The sequence below is a fragment of the Enterobacter cloacae complex sp. I2 genome (genome assembly GCF_014896205.1).
GTDB classification, from domain to species: Bacteria; Pseudomonadota; Gammaproteobacteria; order Enterobacterales; family Enterobacteriaceae; genus Enterobacter; species Enterobacter quasihormaechei.
The window spans coordinates 66703-86812 of sequence record NZ_JADBRA010000024.1; the positions used below are offsets into that span (position 1 = coordinate 66703).

The window sequence follows — 20110 nt, forward strand, 5'->3', positions numbered from 1 at the left end:
TCCGAACAATATTCGTTAAATCAGCAGGTAAGCACTGCAACTGCACCAGATTAAGTACATATAGTAAAAGGATAATTTTTTCATGACAAAATTACCTCGGTTTTCACTCGCCTTTATTCATCCTCGTTACTGGCTCAGCTGGGCAGGCATCGCCGCACTCTGGTGTACGGTCCTGCTCCCCTATTCGCTTCTGTTAAAAGCAGGGCACGGACTCGGGCGTCTGGCCATGCGTCTGCTTCCACGCCGCGTGGAGATCGCCAGACGAAATCTTGAGCTTTGCTTTCCGGAGATGAAAGAGGATGCGCGCGAGCGTTTACTCGAGCGTAATTTTGAATCGGTTGGAATGGGCGTCATCGAAACGGGGATAGCGTGGTTCTGGCCTGACTGGCGCGTGCGCAAACACTTTAGCGTGACCGGCTACGAACATATGGAACAGGCTCGGGCGCAAGGAAAGGGCGTGGTGCTTATCGGCATGCATTTTCTCACGCTCGAGCTGGGCGCGCGCATCTTCGGCATGCTCAACGCGGGTATTGGAGTGTATCGACCCAACAATAATGCACTGCTCGACTGGCTACAGACGCGCGGGCGCCTGCGTTCCAATAAAACCATGCTTGACCGCCATGACCTGAAGGGCATGATCCGTGCGCTGAAGCAAAATGAGATCCTGTGGTATGCCCCGGATCATGACTATGGCAAAGCGAATAGCGTGTTTGTGCCGTTTTTTGCCGTCCCGGACGCTGCCACTACGGCCGGGAGCTACATGCTGGTGAAAAGCGCCCGACCGGCCGTGATCCCGTTTGTACCGCGCCGTAAAGCAGACGGTACAGGGTATGAGCTGATTATCCTGGAAGATATCAGCGATACGTTACAGGGGGGCGATAAAGCGTCAGTGGCCACGCAGATGAACAGAGCGATTGAGCGCGCCGTGCTGATGGCACCCGAGCAATATATGTGGCTGCATCGCCGCTTCAAAACCCGCCCGGAAGGCCAGCCGGACCGCTATGCACGCAAAAAACAGGCCCGTTCTCCAGCAAGAACCTTCTCTGCCAGCGACATGTCGGACGAGTCGCGTATTCAGCAGTAGAAAAGGGGGGGCGGATGCCGGTGCGCTCCGCCCTTTATAAAACCTGCTGCGCTGGATAGAATTACCGCATCCACATTGTCGGGATGCAAAACATGACCGGAAGAGTCGATTATCACCTCGAAAAATACCTCCTCACCGAAGCCGCCGAGCCAGAACGCCTGACGCGCCAGTGGGCGGAAGTGATGCGCGAATGCCATGACCAGAAATCAGGGGCTGAAGAGCGCCTGCGTCTCGCGCTGCTGAATGTGGATTATGTCACAAGCTTTGAGCTTCCCTTCCGGTTACTCCTCACTCGCGCCCCGCAGTTGATTGATGGGATCAGAAATGAGTTTCAGCTCAGTCAAAAAAATGTCCTTTTCAACGGTAAACGCTTTGGCTGCGTCTACAGCCTCAAGCAGGATTTGAACGGCATTCCCGATGAGTTTACCTATCACCTTAAGACCCGTATTCAGCGAATCGATGCGGCAGGCGGTTCGGAAGTACCTTACCGGCACATTGCTCAGCAGGTGAAAGCCCCTCGCGAGCGCCTCAAGCTGGCGCTGGAAAATGGGCTTGCGGTCACGGCGCTTGACGGACTGTTCTGGTTTGGTATTCAGCGCATAGCCGCCGACGTGCAGCGGTTAAGAAAAACGGGCATGAGGATTGTGACGTCAGAGACTGAGGTGTTCGATACGCTGACGATGACAACCCGGCAGATCCCCGTCTACAGCCTGACTCAGCCGGGATGAACCTCGGTCACCGATCATTCGAGTGCCTCAGAGAGGACGGAAAATGGCGGTAATTTCTTTCTCAGATATTCCGTGCTTCAGTAACGCTTACACTGACATTATGCCCCTGGGAAAGAGGGGCGTTTTCACACGATGGCTTCGTTAGCCAGCAAATGCCCGCAACGCATCCCCATCAAGGCGATAGCGTACCCATTCGGACTGCGGTAACGCGCCGATGCTTAAATAAAAATCAATGGCAGACTGGTTCCAGTCAAGCACGCTCCATTCCAGCCGGCCGCAGTCACGTTCCACTGCGCATTGCGCGATATTTTTTAGCAGTGCTTTTCCCGCTCCCTTGTTGCGGTATTCCGGGGAAACATATAAATCTTCCATATAGATACCGTTGCGGCCAAGCCAGGTGGAGTAGCTGGTGAAAAAAACGGCATACCCCACCACGCGGCCAGCATATTCGGCGATCAGCGCTTCGGTTTTACTGTCTGCACCAAACAGCGTTTTGCGGATCTCGTCCGGGGTGGTGACCACTTCTTCTGGCGCTTTTTCATAGACCGCGAGTTCGTAAATCATATCGTAAATTGCCGCTGCATCTTCAGGTCGCGCCTGACGAATCGTAATGCTCATTGGTTTCCCTTTATTAGAGTTTGTAGTTGATGGAGGTAAGCATAAAGGCTAATGTCAGAAGAATTAAGTGCAATGAAATCAACCAATGATGAATATTATGCATCTGGCCTTAAGGCGCCTTGATTTAAACCTCCTGCCGGTTTTTGACGCGATTTATCGCCACAGTTCCGTTCGACTGGCGGCGGATGAGCTGGCGATGAGCACCTCGGCGCTCAGCCATGCTTTGTCACGGCTGCGTGTTTCGCTCAACGACCCGCTGTTTTACCGGGAGGGGCATCGAATGTGTCCCAGCGTCTATGCCACACAGCTTGCGCCTGTTATTGCCTCGGCCCTGAAGGCTCTCGATCGGGAGCTCTCGCCGCAGCCGGAGTTTGATCCTGCTGTGAGTACAGCGTGTTTGCAGATCGCGATAACGGACTTTACTGCGTTCTGCATATTTCCTGCACTCATGAATGTACTTCAACATGAGGCGCCTGGCCTGCGTCTGGAATTACGTTATTTGCCGCACAGCCCAGCGTTGACGGAGTTACTGGCTGGAGAGGTGGATCTGGCCCTGGGATTCAGCACCGTCGAGGATCCCCGGTACCCGGAGCTGGAAGAGATTAGTTGGTTCGAAGATGAGTATGTGGTGATTAGCAATGCGAGCCGGATGGCACTGACGCTGGAAGATTATCTCGCCGCCCGGCATCTTGTGGTTACGCCGTGGAACGAGAAGCAGGGGGTGCTGGATTTGCAGCTTGAACGCATGGGCTATACCCGACACATTGCGATTAAAACCCCGTCCATGCTCAGCGCCCCGTTTGTTATTGCAGAAAGCGATCTGCTGATGGCATTACCCCGATTTGCCGCTGAGAAGTTACTGCCAGCCACCAATATCAAAATTTTTGATTTGCCGTTCCACATTAGTCCGTTTGAAGTAAAAATTTATTCGCATAAACGCAGCGGTAAACGAGGCGTCACCAACTGGCTAAAAGCGACACTGGGCGCGCTGGCTGAAGGCCTACAGTGAGCGCTTATGATTTCGACTGTAACAGGATCGCCATCAGTCCCGGGAAGCGGGCGTCCAGATCTTCTCTTCTCAGTGAAATCATATTCTCGCGCCCCTGCGGGCGCTGCCAGATCACGCCGCTGTCGCGCAGCACGCGCCAGTGGTGAGTCATGGTGGACTTCAGCACGTCGTCCGGGCGTAGCGCGTTACAGCTCAGTTCGCTGCCGTCGGCCAGCTTTCGGACGATCGCTAATCGCAGCGGATTTCCGAGGGCGAACAGCACATTTTCCAGCAGTATTTGTTCAGGTTCCGGGTGGTTTGGGATCATCGTTTTCCTGCGTCTCGGGTCAGATTGAGCTATATCAACAATAGGTCAACCGTTAAAAAATAGTTCGATAATACTCGTACAATAGGACTATTATAACAAACGAACTCACACGCGACCATCCCGGTCGTCACAAACCAGTCTTAAAGACTTAAGGAAATATCATGCCCCGACCCATTCCACTCGAACGTTATCGCAACATCGGTATCTCCGCGCATATCGATGCCGGCAAAACCACCACTACCGAGCGCATCCTGTTTTACACCGGGATGAGCCACAAGCTGGGTGAAGTACACGATGGCGCGGCAACCACCGACTGGATGGCGCAGGAGCAGGAGCGCGGGATCACCATTACTTCGGCGGCGGTAAGCTGTTTCTGGCCCGGCATGGACAGAGGTTTTGAACCGCACCGCATCAATATTATTGATACCCCCGGGCACGTCGATTTTACCATTGAGGTGGAACGCTCCATGCGGGTACTAGACGGCGCGGTGATGGTGTACGACTCCGTCGGTGGCGTGCAGCCGCAGTCGGAAACCGTCTGGCGTCAGGCGAATAAATACCACGTCCCGCGGCTGGCATTCGTCAACAAAATGGACCGCCCGGGCGCAGATTTCTTCCGTGTGGTGCGGATGATGCAGGAGCGCCTGAAAGCCAATCCGGTGCCGATCGTGATTCCGGTGGGTGCGGAAGAACACTTCACCGGCGTGGTGGATCTCATCAAGATGCGCACCATCCTCTGGGACGATGCCACGCAGGGCATGGCGTTTAGCTACGCGCCGGTGCCGGACGATCTGCTGAGTACCGCTCAGGAGTGGCGAGAAAAAATGGTCTCAGCTGCGGCAGAAGCCAGCGATGCGCTGATGGACAAGTATCTGGAAACGGGCGATCTGGATGAAGCGGAAATCATCCAGGGGCTGCGCGTCCGGACCATCTCCGGCGAAATCCAGCCGATGCTGTGCGGTAGCGCATTCAAGAACAAGGGCGTGCAGCGCATGCTTGACGCGGTGATTGAGCTGATGCCGTCTCCACTGGACGTACCCGCTATTGATGGGGTAGACGAAGACGGGCAGCACGCTGAGCGTCATCCAAGCGATGATGAACCGTTTTCGGCGCTGGCCTTCAAGCTGATGAGCGATCCGTACGTCGGGCAGCTGACCTTTATCCGCGTCTATTCCGGCATACTGCGTAAAGGCGACGCAGTGTACAACCCGGTGAAGGGCAAGAAAGAGCGTATCGGGCGCATTGTGCTGATGCATGCCAACGATCGCCATGAGGTAGACGAGTTGCGTGCAGGGGATATTGCAGCCTGTGTCGGTCTGAAAGACGTCACTACCGGCGACACGCTGACCGACCCGAACGCGGTGATCACCCTTGAGCGGATGGAGTTCCCGGATCCGGTCATTTCGCTTGCGATCGAGCCGAAAACCAAAGCCGATCAGGAGAAAATGGGGATCGCATTACAGCGCCTGGCGGCGGAGGATCCGTCGTTCCGCCTGCACACGGATGAGGAATCCGGCCAGACGATTATCTCCGGGATGGGCGAGCTGCATCTGGAAATCATCGTCGACCGCATGAAGCGCGAGTTTGGCGTCGAGGCGAACATTGGTCGTCCTCAGGTCACCTACCGTGAAACCCTGCGCAAAGCGGTGAAGGATATTGAAGGGAAATTTGTCCGACAGTCCGGCGGGAAAGGGCAGTACGGCCATGTGGTCCTGAGCCTCGAGCCGCTAGCGGCCGGGAGTGGTTTTGTGTTTGAAGATGCCACTAAAGGCGGCGTGGTGCCGCGCGAGTACATCCCGTCGGTGGAGAAAGGCTTGCGTGAAGCCATGAATACGGGTGTGCTGGCGGGCTATCCGGTTGTGGATGTGAAAGCGACCCTGACCTTTGGTTCGTACCACGATGTCGACTCCTCGGAGATGGCCTTCCGCATGGCGGCGATCCTCGGTTTTAAAGAGGGCGCAAGGCGGGCGGATCCGGTAATTCTTGAGCCGGTGATGCACGTTGAGGTGGAAACGCCGGAGGAATATGCCGGGAACATTATGGGTGATCTCTCCTCCCGTCGCGGCATGGTGCAGGGGATGGCAGAGCAGTATGGCAGCCAGATTATTCGCGCTGACGTCCCGCTGGCCGAGATGTTTGGCTATGCCACCACGCTGCGATCGATGTCCCAGGGGCGCGCAACTTATACGATGGAGTTCCACCATTTTGCGGAGGCTCCGCGAAATGTGGCGGATGAGATTATTGCGAAGCGTGTTAAGAGCTAATTAATTACACATGGTAGTCGGTAGGCTACCATGTGTTTTTTTACGACACGGAGATTATCCATGTCACTTAATGAGTGTTGCCGAGCGGACTTTCCATTTCCCTTGTTCTTCAACAAGACAATCTGCAACAACGTGATCTTGCTTCTTACCAAACGCGATATAGACGTTTGTGCAAACAGCGTCAAAATCAGAGTGCAGGACGGTTATCTGATTCCAGTCCTCATCCCAATCCTGTGATTTAATGAACATATCTGCATCGGGCATATCTTTTTCGTTACTGTCACCTGAATACAACTCTTTTATTGCTGCGATTGTCCCCGAGGCAACATAGTCATTCATGATGTCTGGATTGAGTACGGGAGGTTTGCCCTGATTCAACTGAGCGATATACCATTGATTGAATTTAACCGCCGTTAGCCCCGGTGCATAGGTGCTTTCCGCGCCAACTAAGGGAGAAAGGATGAAAAGTAAAAAGAAGAGTGGCTTCGATGACATAGTGTGCCCAATTACCGATGCTTTTTGGTTGAGCATTTTATTTGGAATATAATATTTCGCCATTTCTATCCAGGACATTAATATTTCCTTAACGGGGAATTGCTAACTCAGCAACTCCAGAAATATCCTCCGTTCTACAACGCAGTGGTAAACATAAAATGCCATAGGTATTTGATATAATTGAAAAGGATATGATAGATAAACTCAATCCAGCGCCTTCACCATCTTCCCACTCGTCACAAACGTGCCCGCCCCCAGATGATGCAACGTATTCAGCTTATCCTCGTCAAACTGCCAGCGTCCGGCCACAAAAGCGCGCTCATCCGCCGCGGCGGAAACGACCTCCCCAAACAGGGTGTCATATTTTTCTGCCGCAGAAGTGACAGGTAATAACCGACACTCCATCCACGCCAGACATTTATCTTCTATAACCGGCAGGCCAAGCTCAGGACCATAAATAACCGGGATACCGTAGCAGTTAAATTTATCCTCGTCGCGCCCGCTGACGCTGCCGACCGCGTAGGTCCAGTTCGCTGCCGCCACGCCCGGGATAACGATGCCGAATTTACCGCTGCGCTCGATCAGCTCTCGCGACCAGGCGCTTTTGTCCACCACAATCGCGATGCGCGGCGGTTCAAATTCCACCGGCATGGACCATGCGGCGGCCATGACGTTGCGTCTGTCTATCGTTTCATCCCGACTGGTAATAAGCACGGTGGGCCCGTGATTCAGAAGACGGCTGGCATGACGTAATTCAACGGGGCGAAAGTGGCTCATAGGATCTCCTCATGTACACGATGAGTATGACGAAAAAGCACTTTTGCGCATATGCATTAGGCAAAATAGTTTATAAACAGGGAATATCCCATTCTGGAGCAGACCATGTCCCCATTTCTGAGTGCTTATTTCGCCCGCACGGGCTGGCAGCAGCCCGTACAGGTTGATATCGATACCCTGCGGGGGCTGCATTTACACCACAACTGTGCGATCCCGTTCGAAAATATTGATGTCGTCCTGCCGCGCGAAATCCATCTTGAAGATCAATGTCTGGTCGACAAGCTGGTGACGGCGCGACGCGGGGGATATTGCTTCGAGCAAAACGGTCTGTTTGAGCGAGTACTGCGCGAAGTCGGGTTTACCGTGCGCAGCGTGCTGGGGCGGGTCGTGCTGGCAAATCCGTCCCAGATGCCGCCGCGCACGCATCGGCTGCTGCTGGTAGAGCTGAACGGCGAACGCTGGATCGCCGATGTGGGATTTGGCGGACAAACGTTGACGGCACCGATTCGTTTGAGCGCCAACGAGGAGCAGGAAACCCCGCACGGCATGTACCGTCTTCTGAGCGAGGGTAACGATTGGGTATTACAGTTCCGCCATCACGAACACTGGCAATCGATGTACCATTTTGACCTGGGGACGCAATACTTCAACGATTACGTGATGGGAAACTTCTGGTCGGCGCACTGGCCGCAGTCCCATTTTCGTCATCATCTGCTGATGTGTCGCCACCTGCCGGACGGAGGCAAGCTGACGCTGACCAACTTCAACTTCACCCACTGGCAGAACGGTCATGTGGAGGAGCAGATCCATTTGCCGGATGCCGGGGCGCTGTATCAGCTGATGCAGGAACGCTTTGGGTTGGGCGTTGACGATCCTAAACACGGCTTTACGCTGGTAGAACTAACGGCGGTGATGGCGGGGTTTGATACGCATCCGCAGGCGGGGAAATAGCCCGGTGGCGGCTGCGCCTTACCGGGCCCGTAGGTCGGGTAAGGCGAAGCCGCCACCCGACAAAATCAACGACGCGATCTCACCACCTGATACCGACGGGTGAAATATTCAAACGGCGCGCTCCACACGTGCACCAGGCGGGTGAACGGGAAGATGAGGAAAATCGTCATCCCCAGTACCAGATGCACCCGGAAGATCGGCGCGACGCCGCTCAGCATTTCCGATGAGCCGCCCCTGAACGTCACGATCCCCTGCGCCCAGCCGACCAGCTTCATCATCTCGCTCCCGTCAGGATACTGAGCGGAGAAAGGAATGGTCGACAGCCCCAGGATACACTGAAGCAGCAGGATACTCATGATGATAATATCCGGCGTGGTCGAGGTCGCGCGGACCCGCTGGTTGAAGAGGCGGCGGATCAGCAGCATCGACCCACCAATCAGCGTCAGTACACCGCAAATGCCTCCCGCAATCATGGCTAACTGCTGTTTAACCGCGACGGGTAAAAACCAGGCATACATCCAGTGCGGGGTTAACATCCCGAACAGGTGCCCGAAGAAAATCCCCAAAATCCCGATATGAAACAGGTTAGAGCCCCAGTTCATACCGCGCTTGCTGAGCATCTGGCTCGACGAGGCGCGCCAGGTGTATTGTCCGTAGTCGTAGCGCAGCCAGCTGCCGAGGAAAAAGACGGTGGCGCAGATATACGGGTAAATATCATAGAAAAATACGTTCAGGTAATGCGTCATTTTGGGCCTCCGGCGCTGACGTCCACGTACTGCGGCGCGACGTGCTGGCTAAAGCGTCGTTGATATTGCTGCATCGGCGAACTGTCGCACGACGTCGCGTTGTCTTCGATAAACTTCACCTGTTCCTCTTCCCACACGGCATCCAGCGCCTGACGGGTATCATCCCGTTTTTCACCGGACACCTGCTTCGCCACGCTGTCGCTGGAAAGCCGCGTACCGGCGATCGTCAGCAGGGCGTCAAACAGCTGGTAATGCGCCACGCCGCGCTGCTTGAGACGCCCACCAATCAGCGCCAGGATCGGCGCGACGTTTTGCAGACCTTCACGCGCCTCGTCGTCGGTGACGAGGCTGAGATATTCCAGATAGAGCGGCAGGTAGTCGGGCAGCTCGCGGCAGTCCAGCTCCAGCCCGGCTTTCTCATACTGGCTCATCAGGTCGACCATTGCCTGACCGCGATCGCGCGACTCGGCGTGAACGTGCTCGAACAGCAGCAGCGACGTCGCGCGGCCCCGTTCAAACACCTCGCACCATTCTGCCTGCTTGTCCAGCAGCGGGGCGCTCAGGTGCTGCTGCGCGAAGGGCAGCAGCATGGGCGCGTCCTGTTCTACCAGGGAAAGCGCTTCTTCGCGGTTTTCCCACAGCAGCTCATCGGGATACTCAATCAGCAGCGCGATGATTTTAAGGATCTGCATTATTCTCCCTCCCCGTGATCGCGCACTTCGGTGATGTTAATCGCGTCGATGCGGCTGCTGTTAAAGAGGTTGAACTTGGTATCGGAGCCGTGGCAGCCGTCGCCAAAGGTGAAGCCGCAGCCATTTTTTTCCGGGAAGGCGTCGCGCGCCATTTCGCGGTGGCTGGTCGGGATCACGAAGCGGTCTTCGTAGTTAGCGATAGCCAGGTAGCGATACATCTCCTCAACCTGCGCTTCGGTCAAGCCCACTTCCTCAATGGCGCGGGTATCGGTCACGCCTTCCACGGTCTGGGAGCGTTTGTAGTGACGCATCGCCATCATGCGCTTCAGGGCGCGCAGCACCGGGCCGGTATCGCCCGCGCTGAGCATGTTTGCCAGATACTGCACCGGGATGCGCAGGCTCTCGACGGCGGGCAGAACGCCGTCGCTTTGCGGCAGGCCGCCGGCATCCGCGTAGGACTGAATTGGCGACAGCGGCGGCACGTACCAGACCATCGGCAGGGTGCGGTATTCCGGATGCAGCGGCAGGGCGAGCTTCCAGTCCATCGCCATTTTATAGACCGGTGAACGCTGCGCCGCGTCAATGACATTCTGCGGGATGCCCTGCTTCAGGGCTTCCTCAATCACCGCCGGGTCGTTCGGATCCAGGAACACGTCGCACTGGCGCTCGTACAGGTCGGTCTCATGCTCGGTGCTGGCGGCCTCTTCGATGCGGTCTGCGTCATACAGCAGCACGCCGAGATAGCGGATGCGACCGACGCAGGTCTCCGAACAAACGGTCGGCTGGCCGGACTCGATGCGCGGATAGCAGAAGATGCATTTCTCGGACTTGCCGCTCTTCCAGTTGAAGTAAATTTTCTTGTACGGACAGCCGCTGATGCACAGGCGCCAGCCGCGGCATTTGTCCTGGTCAATCAGCACAATACCGTCCTCTTCGCGCTTGTAAATTGCGCCGCTCGGGCAGGTGGCCACGCAGCTCGGGTTCAGGCAGTGCTCGCACAGGCGCGGCAGATACATCATGAAGGTGTTTTCAAACTGGCCGTACATCTCTTTCTGGATCTTATGGAAGTTGCGGTCGCGGGCGCGCTTTTCGAACTCGCCGCCCAGCAGCTCCTCCCAGTTTGGCCCCCAGACGATTTTGTCCATCCGCTTGCCGTCAATCAGCGAGCGCGGGCGGGCGGTAGGGAGGTGATCGCCCTCCGGCGCGCGGTGCAGATCCTGATAATCGAAGGTGAACGGTTCGTAGTAATCGTCAATCTGCGGCAGAACGGGGTTGGCAAAAATCTTCGACAGCACGCCCATTTTGCCGCCGAGGCGTGGGGTCAGCTTGCCGTGGATCCCGCGTATCCAGCCGCCTTGCCACTCGTCCTGATCTTCCCAGTTTTTCGGATAGCCGATGCCCGGCTTGGTCTCCACGTTATTAAACCACGCATACTCCATCCCTTCGCGCCCGGTCCAGACGTTCTTGCAGGTGACCGAGCAGGTGTGGCAACCAATGCATTTGTCGAGATTCAGTACCATGCCAACCTGTGAGCGTATTTTCATTTTTTCGCCTCCTGAACCTGATCCCGACCTTCGCCGTCCAGCCAGTTAATGTTTTTCATTTTGCGGATCATGATGAACTCGTCGCGGTTCGAGCCGACGGTACCGTAATAGTTGAAGCTATAGGCCAGCTGCGCATAGCCGCCGATCATATGGGTCGGTTTTGGGCAGACGCGGGTGACCGAGTTGTGGATCCCGCCGCGCCGTCCGGTCACTTCCGAGCCCGGGATGTTCAGAATGCGCTCCTGGGCGTGGTACATCATGGTCATGCCCGGCGGCACGCGCTGGCTGACCACTGCGCGGGCGGTGAGGGCGCCGTTGGCATTAAAGGCTTCGATCCAGTCGTTGTCCTCAATGCCCAGCTCGCGCGCATCGGTTTCGCTGATCCAGACGATGGGCCCCCCGCGCGACAGGGTCTGCATCAGCAGGTTTTCGCTGTAGGTGGAGTGGATGCCCCATTTCTGGTGCGGCGTCAGGAAGTTCAGCGCTTTTTCCGGGAAGCCGTTCGGCGGGATCTCGCGCATGTGGGTCACGCTGCGGGTATCAATCGGTGGGCGATAGGCCACCAGACTCTCTCCGAAGGCGCGCATCCAGGCATGATCCTGATACAGCTGCTGGCGGCCAGACAGCGTGCGCCACGGGATCAGCTCATGCACGTTGGTATAGCCCGCGTTATACGACACGTGTTCGCTCTCAAGGCCAGACCACGTCGGGCTGGAGATGATTTTGCGCGGCTGCGCCTGAATATCGCGGAAGCGAATTTTCTCGTCTTCCTTGTTCAGCGCTAGATGGGTGTGGTCGCGCCCGGTCAGTTCGCCGAGCGCTTCCCAGGCTTTGACCGCCACCTGACCGTTGGTTTCCGGCGCAAGGGCAAGGATCACCTCGGAGGCGTCAATGGCCGTTTCAATGCGCGGACGGCCTTTCGCCGGGCCGTCGAGCTTGACGTAGTTCAGCTTGCCGAGGAAATCGACCTCGTTCTGCGTGTTCCACGAAATGCCTTTCCCGCCGTTGCCGAGCTTGTCCAGCAGCGGCCCAAGAGCCGTAAAGCGCTCATAGGTTTCCGGATAGTTACGCTCGACGACCGCAATATTCGGTGCAGTTTTGCCGGGGATCAGGTCGCATTCCCCTTTGCGCCAGTCCAGGATATCAAACGGCTGCGACAGCTCCCCCGGAGAGTCATGCTGTAGCGGCTGAAGCACCACGTCGGTTTCGGTGCCAAGGTGGCCGAGGCACACTTCCGAGAAGACTTTGGCGATGCCCTTGTAGATCTCCCAGTCGCTGCGTGATTCCCACGCCGGGTCAACGGCGGCGGAAAGCGGGTGAATAAACGGATGCATGTCCGAAGTATTCATATCGTCTTTTTCATACCAGGTGGCGGTAGGCAGGACGATATCGGAGAACAGACAGGTGCTGGACATGCGGAAATCGAGCGTCACCAGCAGGTCCAGCTTGCCCTCAATGGCGGCGGTCTGCCATTCGACCTCTTCAGGCTTCACGTCGTCCGTTGAGCCTAAATCTTCACCCTGAATGCCACTCTCGGTGCCGAGCAGGTATTTCAGCATGTACTCGTGGCCTTTACCGGACGAGCCGAGCAGGTTTGAACGCCAGACGAAAAGGTTACGCGGATGGTTCTTGCCGTTGTCCGGCTGTTCGCAGGCGAAGCGGATATCCCCCGATTTCAACGCCTGCACGGTGTAATCCTGCGGCGACATTCCGGCGGCGTCGGCGCGGGCCTTCACGTGCAGCGGGTTGAGGTTGAGCTGTGGTGCGGACGGCAGCCAGCCCATGCGCTCGGCGCGAACGTTGAAGTCGATCAGGTGACCGGTAAACTTCGACGCGTCCGCGAGCGGGGAGAGCAGTTCCTGCGCGGTGAGCTTCTCATAGCGCCACTGGCTGGCGTGGTTGTAGAAGTAAGACGTGCTGTTCATCTGGCGCGGCGGGCGGTTCCAGTCCAGCGCGAAGGCCAGCGGCAGCCAGCCGGTTTGCGGGCGCAGTTTTTCCTGGCCGACATAGTGGGACCAGCCGCCGCCGCTCTGCCCGACGCAGCCGCAGAAGACCAGCATATTGATCATCCCGCGGTAGTTCATGTCCATGTGATACCAGTGGTTCACACCGGCACCGAGGATGATCATCGAGCGGCCATGGGTTTTGTGCGCCGTGTCGGCAAACTCGCGGGCAATTTTTTCGATCAGGTAGGCGGGTACGCCGGTAATTTGCTCGCCCCAGGCCGGGGTATAGGCCTTAATCTCGGCGTAATTTAACGCGGCGTTGCTGTCGTCCAGGCCGCGATCGAGGCCGTAGTTTGCGAGCACCAGATCGTACACGCTCACCACGCGTCTCTGGCTGCCGTCGGCCAGCGTCAGGGTTTTACTCGGCACGCGGCGCGTCAGCACCGGCTCCTGCTTCACGCTGCGGAAGTGCGGGTTCTCGTTGCCGCCAAAGTACGGGAAGGCGACGTCCGCCACGCTGTCGTGGGTCATGAGCAGGGAAAGCGTTAGCTCGGTTTCCTGGCCTGCGGCGAGCGACTCCAGGTTCCATTTGCCTTTTTCGCCCCAGCGGAAGCCGATGGAGCCGTTTGGCACCACCAGATCCCCGGCTACGTTAAAGGCGATAGTTTTCCATTCCGGATTGTTGGCTTCCCCCAGTCCGTCGGCCAGATCGGACGCGCGCAGCATCCGGCCCGGCACCAGGCGGCCGTCTGCCTGCTCGTCGAGCAGCACCAGCATCGGCATGTCGGTGTAGCGTCGGCAGTAGTTGAGGAAGTAGTCGCTCGGGTTATCGAGGTGGAACTCTTTGAGGATCACGTGGCCCATCGCCATGGCGAGGGCGCTGTCGGTGCCCTGTTTGGGCGCCAGCCACTGGTCGCTCAGCTTGGCGACCTCCGAGAAGTCCGGCGTAATCGCAACGGTCTTGGTGCCCTTGTAGCGCACCTCGGTAAAGAAGTGGGCGTCCGGAGTACGCGTCTGCGGCACGTTCGAGCCCCAGGCGATGATATAGCTGGAGTTGTACCAGTCTGCGGATTCCGGCACGTCCGTCTGTTCGCCCCACGTCATCGGCGACGCGGGCGGCAAATCGCAGTACCAGTCGTAAAAGCTGAGGCAGGTGCCGCCGAGCAGGGAGAGGTAGCGCGTACCGGCGGCGTAAGAGACCATCGACATCGCCGGAATAGGCGAAAAACCGGCTACGCGGTCCGGGCCGTAATGTTTGATGGTCCAGACGTTGGCGGCGGCAATCAGCTGGTTCAGCTCTTTCCAGTTCGAGCGGATAAACCCGCCTTTACCGCGCACCTTCCTGTAGCTCTGCGCCTTTTGCGGATCATTCTGGATGGCGTCCCAGGCCAGCACAGGATCGCTGTGCTGCGCCAGCGCCTCGCGCCAGAGTTCGATCAGCCTGCGGCGCACCAGCGGGTACTTAAGACGGTTGGCGCTGTAGAGATACCAGGAGTAGCTTGCGCCACGCGGACAGCCGCGCGGCTCGTGGTTAGGCAGGTCAGGGCGGGTGCGCGGGTAGTCGGTCTGCTGGGTTTCCCAGGTGACCAGGCCGTTTTTAACGTAAATCTTCCAGCTACAGGAGCCGGTGCAGTTCACGCCGTGGGTGGAACGCACAATTTTGTCGAACTGCCAGCGCTGACGGTAGCTGTCCTCCCAGTCGCGGTTGGTGTGATACACCTGCCCGTGCCCCTCGGCGAAACTGTCGCCTTTTGTTTTGAAGTAACGGAAGCGGTCCAACAGTTTGCTCATGACATTTCTCCTGCTTCGATAGCATTGCCGGAGGGCGATGCATCACGCTCCGGCGAAAATGTAGTTATTATTTTTTTGAGGATTTGCGGCCGTACACCAGCCAGGTGACGAACACGCAGACGATGTAAAACACGAGGAAAACTTTCATGGCCCCAACCGGCGAACCGGTCATGGCCAGCGATGTGCCGAACGCTTTAGGGATAAAGAATCCACCCACCGCGCCGATGGCGGAGATAAAGCCCAGCGCGGCGGCGGTTTCCGTCACCGCTTCGTGCTGCGCCTGCTCGTCGGTGCCGCCTTGCTTTTTGACGCGGTCGAGGGTGATTTGGCGGAAGATGATCGCAATCATCTGGAATGTCGATCCGCTGCCGAGACCCGCGGTGAGGAACAGCCCCATAAACACCAGATAGAACGCCATAAAGCTGCCGGAGCCGGAGCCGGGAAGCGTCAGGAAAATCAGGGCGCTGAAGACGGCCATAAAGACGAAGTTGATCAGCGTAACCCGTACGCCGCCCAGCCGGTCGGAGATCATTCCGCCCGCCGAACGCGCCAGCGCGCCAATCAGCGGGCCGAAGAAGGCGAGATGCAGGATGTTCACGTCCGGGAACTGGGTTTTTGACAGCATGGCAAAGCCCGCCGAGAAGCCGATAAACGAGCCGAAGGTGGCGAGATACAGCAGGCTCAGCAGCCAGAGGTGAAAGCGTTTCAGCACCGGCAACTGGCTGGCAATGGACGCTTTCGAGCTGGCGATATCGTTCATGCCAAAGAACGCGGCAATCGTGGCCAGAATGAGCAGCGGCACCCATATCCAGGCGGCATTTGCCAGCCACATCGTTGAGCCGTCTTCCTGCGGCACGCCGTGAACGCCGAGGAAGGTGAACATTGGCAGGAAAATCACCAGCGGCGCGACCAGTTGCATGACGCTGACGCCCAGGTTACCCAGCCCGCCATTAATGCCCAGCGCGCTGCCCTGTTTGGCTTTCGGGAAGAAGAAGCTGATATTGCCCATGCTGGAGGCAAAGTTAGCCCCGGCAAAGCCGCACAGCAGCGCGATGATGATAAACACCCAGTATGGCGTGGCCGTATTCTGAATGGCGAACCCGAGCCAGACGCAGGGAACCACCAGAATGACGGTGCTTAACACGGTCCAGTAACGCCCGCCAAATATCGGGACCATAAAAGAGTAGGGGACACGCAATATCGCGCCGGACAGGGAAGGCAATGCCGTTAGCATAAAAAGTTGATCGGTGCTGAAATTAAATCCGACTTTATTAAGATTAACCGCAACGGCGCTAAATAACATCCATACGCAAAACGCCAGCAGTAAACAAGCAACGGAAATCCATAGGTTTCTTTGTGCGATATGTTTCCCTTTATTTTCCCAAAATTGCGCGTTTTCTGGTTTCCAGTTACTCAATAGATGCTGATTACTTTTCTCACTTTGTTGTGACATATCGCCCTCTTGCTCAACCAGATTAAGAGAAAAAACAATTAAAAACAGTCAGATATCTGTTGGTAGTATGTAGATGTTATTGGATGTTTTGGGATACATCTGAAAGGATAGATAAAAAAAGCGAATCCCTGAGTTTAGAAAGGGAATCAGGGTTCGCTTTATGTGTTACGAAATGTAACTTTTTGCGGAAATTAATACTCCGTTGGGAGTATTAAAACAATTCGAGGGAGATAAGTTTGTCCAGATGCTTATTAAATGCCGCATCGTCCATTTCCGGCATATTTAAAACGTAAATACCGTCGAGACCGCAGACCAGCCCGATTAAGCGCCAGGCAATATTTTCTGGCCGGTCGGTGAGGGTAAAGGCGTTGGCCTCCGCCCCGGCACGAATTATCGCCACCGTCTCCTGGTGCCACATTTCCATGGTCAGAACGTACGCACCTTTTATGTCGCTATCCCGACTTGCCAGGATCTGGGCTTCGCGCCAGAGGCGAATGTAGGGCTCAAACCCGCCGTCATCGCTGCCGAGCATGGCGTGCAGGCGTTCGCGCCAGCCGGCATTTTCACCCACAACCTCCGCATCCAGCAGATCGCGGATCAGCCGTACAAACGCCAGCGCTTTGAGTTCCCCCGCCGAAGCAAAATGATGATGAACCTGCCCGGTCGCGATGCCCGCTTCGGTAGCGATGCGGCGGACGGTCATCGCCGATAGCCCTTCAGACAGGGCCACGCGCATCGCAGCGTGTAATATTTCTTCCCGACGCTCGTCCTTGCTCAGATAACGCATATTTCCTCACTCTCAATGGCAACGCAACGAGTGTAACAAAGAGCTGGACAAGTGTTCAACTTTACGTAGGATCGCATTCTGGACATGTGTCCAGTTTTTAACTGAAAAGGAAATTTATGTTTCGTCAGTGGTTAGCGTTAGTGATTATCGTGCTGGTGTATATCCCGGTGGCGATTGACGCGACGGTGCTGCACGTGGCCGCACCGACATTGAGCATGACGCTGGGTGCCAGCGGCAACGAATTGCTGTGGATTATTGATATCTACTCGCTGGTGATGGCGGGAATGGTGCTGCCCATGGGCGCGCTGGGGGATCGCATTGGCTTCAAGCGCCTGCTGATGATTGGCAGTACGCTGTTTGGCCTGTCGTCGCTGGCGGCGGCCTTCGCACCTACGGCGGGCTGGCTGATTGCCGCCCGCGCATCGCTGGCGATTGGCGCGGCGATGATCATCCCGGCCACGCTTGCGGGCATCCGCACGCTGTTTGTCGACGCGCGGCATCGTAATATCGCGCTTGGCGTCTGGGCGGCGGTGGGTTCGGGCGGGGCGGCGTTTGGCCCGCTGATTGGCGGCATGCTGCTGGAACACTTTTACTGGGGATCGGTGTTCCTGATTAACGTGCCCATTGTCCTGATTGTGGTGTCGCTCGCAGCGCGCTTTGTGCCTGCTCAGCAGGGACGGCCAGAGCAGCCGCTGAATATCAGCCATGCGATCATGCTTATTGTGGCGATCCTGCTGCTGGTTTACAGCGCAAAAACGGCCCTGAAAGGGGTACTGTCCCCGTGGATCGTGGCCAGCACCTTACTGACCGGGGCGGCGATGCTGTTTGTCTTCGTCCGTATCCAGCTGCGCGCGAGCGTGCCGATGATCGACATGCGCCTGTTTTGCCACCGCATCATTTTAAGCGGCGTGGTGATGGCGATGACCGCCATGATTGCGCTGGTGGGCTTTGAGCTGCTGATGGCGCAGGAGTTGCAGTTCGTGCATGGTTTTACGCCGTTTGAAGCAGGGATGTTTATGCTGCCGGTGATGGTGGCGAGCGGCTTCAGCGGGCCGATTGCCGGCGTGCTGGTGGGACGTCTGGGGCTGCGCATTGTCGCGGCCGGGGGCATGGGCCTAAGCGCGGTCAGTTTTATCGGCCTGTCGACGCTCGATTTCAGTACGCAACAGTGGCAGGCGTGGAGCCTGATGGTGCTGCTGGGCTTTAGCGCCGCCAGTGCGCTGCTCGCCTCCACGTCGGCGATCATGGCCGCCGCGCCGAAAGAAAAAGCCGCTGCCGCGGGCGCGATCGAAACCATGTCCTATGAGCTGGGGGCAGGTCTGGGGATCGCCATTTTCGGTCTGCTGTTAACCCGCAGCTTCTCGGCGTCCATTGAGCTGCCGCAGGCGCTGGACGCGTCGCTTGTAGATAAGGCCTCGTCATCCATCGGCGAAGCGGTCAAGGTGGCGCAGGACTTGACGCCAGCCCTCGCTGACTCGGTGATTGACGCAGCCAAAACGGCGTTTATCACGTCACACAGCGTCGCGTTAGGCAGTGCGGGAGGCATGCTGCTGATCCTTGCGGTCGGGATCTGGTTTAGTCTGGCGAAGGCAGGAGAGCAGGCATAAAAAAAGCCAGCCGCAGAGGCTGGCTTTTCATAACGAACCTGTCTTAGAACTGGTAGGTCAGACCAACGGCAACGATGTTGTCGGTTGCCACTTTGGCATCTTTGGTGAACTGGCTGTCATCAACCAGGTTGATTTTGTAATCAACGTAGGTGGACATGTTTTTGTTGAAGTAGTAGCTCGCGCCTACATCAATGTATTCCACCAGGTCCTGGTCGCCGTAAGAGCCGATGTCTTTACCTTTGGATTTCAGGTAAGCGATGGACGGACGCAGGCCGAAGTCGAACTGGTACTGTGCAACAACTTCAAAGTTCTGCGCTTTGTTTGCAACGTGGCCGTCACCGAACGCGGTCATGTTGCGGGTTTCAGAGTAGGTGGTTGCCAGGTAAATGTTGTTCGCATCGTACTTCAGGCCCGCTGCCCATACTTCTGCGTTATCGCCGCCTGCGTTCAGGTTGCTTGCTGCACGAACCTGACGGTCAGTACGGTCAGATTTCGCGTAGGTTGCGCCCACGCCGAAGCCGTCGAATTCATAGGTAGAAGACAGACCCCAGCCGTCACCGTTTGATTCGGTGATATTAGTACGGTCGTTTTTACCCTGGTACTGAGCGGCAACGTTCAGGCCGTCAACCAGACCGAAGAAGTCGGTGTTACGGTAGGTTGCAACGCCGGTGGTACGGCCGGTCATGAAGCCGTCCGTCTGCGTCCAGGTATCGCCACCGAATTCTGGCAGAACGTCAGTCCATGCGCCAACGTCGTAAGCAACACCGTAGTTACGACCGTAGTCGAAAGAACCGAATTCATCGAACTTCAGACCCGCGTAGGCCAGACGGGTTTTGTTGCCGTCGGAACCCTGAGCTTCAGAGCGGTTGCCCTTGAACTCATATTCCCACTGGCCGTAACCGGTCAGACGATCGTTGATCTGCGTTTCACCTTTGAAACCCAGACGAACATACGTTTTGTCGCCGTCGCTACCTGCATCATCAGAGAAATAGTGCAGACCTGTAACTTTACCGTACAGATCCAGCTTGTTACCGTCTTTGTTAAAAACTTCAGCCGCGTTAACAACGCCTGCTGCCAACATGGAAGTGACTGCCACTGCAACTAATTTAAGTTTCATCTTAATTGACCTTTATAATTTTAATTAGGTATTTCCTAAACCATATGAGCGATTTTTAAACGAGGCTTATCGTCAATGGCAGGCTATTTTTAAAATTCCGTAGACTGCTTTCAATAATAAGTTTCAAAATATTAAAGAAAATTTCAATTAGTGTGATCGCGATCTGAAAAAATGCCGTAAATGTGGATAATTAG

General features: G+C 56.4%; 17 protein-coding genes. 6 read left to right on the forward strand and 11 right to left on the reverse strand.

The window, feature by feature from the left end; genetic code table 11:
• Positions 1–82: 82 nt before the first annotated feature.
• Together IM300_RS19335 and IM300_RS19340 are read left to right on the forward strand one after the other, a co-directional pair.
• On the forward strand, positions 83–1084 hold the full coding sequence (locus tag IM300_RS19335; protein WP_193037895.1) for a Kdo(2)-lipid IV(A) acyltransferase: 1002 nt from the start codon (positions 83–85) through the stop codon (positions 1082–1084).
• 92 nt (positions 1085–1176) lie between these two features.
• Complete coding sequence (locus IM300_RS19340; RefSeq protein ID WP_063867068.1) at positions 1177–1812, forward strand: helix-turn-helix domain-containing protein; 636 nt, start codon at positions 1177–1179, stop codon at positions 1810–1812.
• Between the two features lie 141 nt (positions 1813–1953).
• Here the strand turns inward: IM300_RS19340 and IM300_RS19345 are convergent, their stop codons facing one another.
• The gene (locus tag IM300_RS19345) at positions 1954–2430 is read right to left on the reverse strand and encodes a GNAT family N-acetyltransferase (protein WP_063449942.1); all 477 of its coding nucleotides are present in this window, start codon (positions 2428–2430) and stop codon (positions 1954–1956) included.
• An 85-nt stretch (positions 2431–2515) separates the two neighbouring features.
• On the opposite strand from IM300_RS19345, the gene IM300_RS19350 reads away from it, so the two are divergent.
• Complete coding sequence (locus tag IM300_RS19350; protein ID WP_193037897.1) at positions 2516–3439, forward strand: LysR family transcriptional regulator; 924 nt, start codon at positions 2516–2518, stop codon at positions 3437–3439.
• Positions 3440–3443: 4 nt separating this feature from the next.
• On the opposite strand, the gene IM300_RS19355 is transcribed toward IM300_RS19350, so the two are convergent.
• On the reverse strand, positions 3444–3746 hold the full coding sequence (locus tag IM300_RS19355) for a helix-turn-helix transcriptional regulator (protein WP_193037899.1): 303 nt from the start codon (positions 3744–3746) through the stop codon (positions 3444–3446).
• Between the two features lie 161 nt (positions 3747–3907).
• On the opposite strand from IM300_RS19355, the gene fusA reads away from it, so the two are divergent.
• Entirely contained in the window at positions 3908–6010 is a 2103-nt protein-coding gene (gene fusA / locus IM300_RS19360; RefSeq protein ID WP_107535411.1) for an elongation factor G, read from the forward strand.
• Positions 6011–6073: 63 nt separating this feature from the next.
• Here fusA and IM300_RS19365 read toward each other — a convergent pair whose 3' ends face one another.
• Positions 6074–6505: a DUF3828 domain-containing protein gene (locus tag IM300_RS19365; RefSeq protein WP_193037913.1), complete on the reverse strand. Its 432-nt coding sequence runs from the start codon at positions 6503–6505 to the stop codon at positions 6074–6076.
• Between the two features lie 204 nt (positions 6506–6709).
• Positions 6710–7282 carry a flavin reductase family protein gene (locus IM300_RS19370; RefSeq protein ID WP_112793119.1) on the reverse strand — a complete coding sequence of 191 codons (573 nt, stop codon included), beginning with the start codon at positions 7280–7282 and terminating at the stop codon, positions 6710–6712.
• A 105-nt stretch (positions 7283–7387) separates the two neighbouring features.
• Here IM300_RS19370 and nhoA point away from each other — a divergent pair, with 105 nt between their 5' ends.
• Positions 7388–8233, forward strand: coding sequence for an N-hydroxyarylamine O-acetyltransferase (gene nhoA / locus IM300_RS19375; RefSeq protein WP_193037901.1), 846 nt, complete (start codon positions 7388–7390; stop codon positions 8231–8233).
• Positions 8234–8298: 65 nt separating this feature from the next.
• Here nhoA and narI read toward each other — a convergent pair whose 3' ends face one another.
• The 6 genes from narI to IM300_RS19405 all read right to left on the reverse strand — a co-directional run bounded on the left by narI (position 8299) and on the right by IM300_RS19405 (position 17192).
• Positions 8299–8979, reverse strand: coding sequence for a respiratory nitrate reductase subunit gamma (gene narI / locus IM300_RS19380; protein ID WP_063451247.1), 681 nt, complete (start codon positions 8977–8979; stop codon positions 8299–8301).
• The gene (narW, locus tag IM300_RS19385) at positions 8976–9671 is read right to left on the reverse strand and encodes a nitrate reductase molybdenum cofactor assembly chaperone (RefSeq protein ID WP_193037903.1); all 696 of its coding nucleotides are present in this window, start codon (positions 9669–9671) and stop codon (positions 8976–8978) included. Before narW ends, narI begins: the two co-directional genes overlap by 4 nt.
• Positions 9671–11215 (reverse strand): nitrate reductase subunit beta, encoded by a 1545-nt coding sequence (gene narH, locus IM300_RS19390; RefSeq protein ID WP_193037905.1) that lies wholly within the window; start codon positions 11213–11215, stop codon positions 9671–9673. The genes narW and narH overlap by 1 nt, the downstream gene beginning before the upstream one ends.
• Positions 11212–14952 carry a nitrate reductase subunit alpha gene (locus IM300_RS19395; RefSeq protein WP_193037907.1) on the reverse strand — a complete coding sequence of 1247 codons (3741 nt, stop codon included), beginning with the start codon at positions 14950–14952 and terminating at the stop codon, positions 11212–11214. The genes narH and IM300_RS19395 overlap by 4 nt, the downstream gene beginning before the upstream one ends.
• A gap of 67 nt (positions 14953–15019) precedes the next feature.
• Positions 15020–16405, reverse strand: coding sequence for a NarK family nitrate/nitrite MFS transporter (locus tag IM300_RS19400; RefSeq protein WP_193037909.1), 1386 nt, complete (start codon positions 16403–16405; stop codon positions 15020–15022).
• Between the two features lie 211 nt (positions 16406–16616).
• On the reverse strand, positions 16617–17192 hold the full coding sequence (locus tag IM300_RS19405) for a TetR family transcriptional regulator (RefSeq protein WP_102751140.1): 576 nt from the start codon (positions 17190–17192) through the stop codon (positions 16617–16619).
• Positions 17193–17308: 116 nt separating this feature from the next.
• On the opposite strand from IM300_RS19405, the gene IM300_RS19410 reads away from it, so the two are divergent.
• Positions 17309–18799 carry an MFS transporter gene (locus IM300_RS19410; protein ID WP_063451253.1) on the forward strand — a complete coding sequence of 497 codons (1491 nt, stop codon included), beginning with the start codon at positions 17309–17311 and terminating at the stop codon, positions 18797–18799.
• 43 nt (positions 18800–18842) lie between these two features.
• Here the strand turns inward: IM300_RS19410 and ompC are convergent, their stop codons facing one another.
• Positions 18843–19916 (reverse strand): porin OmpC, encoded by a 1074-nt coding sequence (gene ompC, locus IM300_RS19415; protein ID WP_063866659.1) that lies wholly within the window; start codon positions 19914–19916, stop codon positions 18843–18845.
• Positions 19917–20110 lie beyond the last annotated feature (194 nt).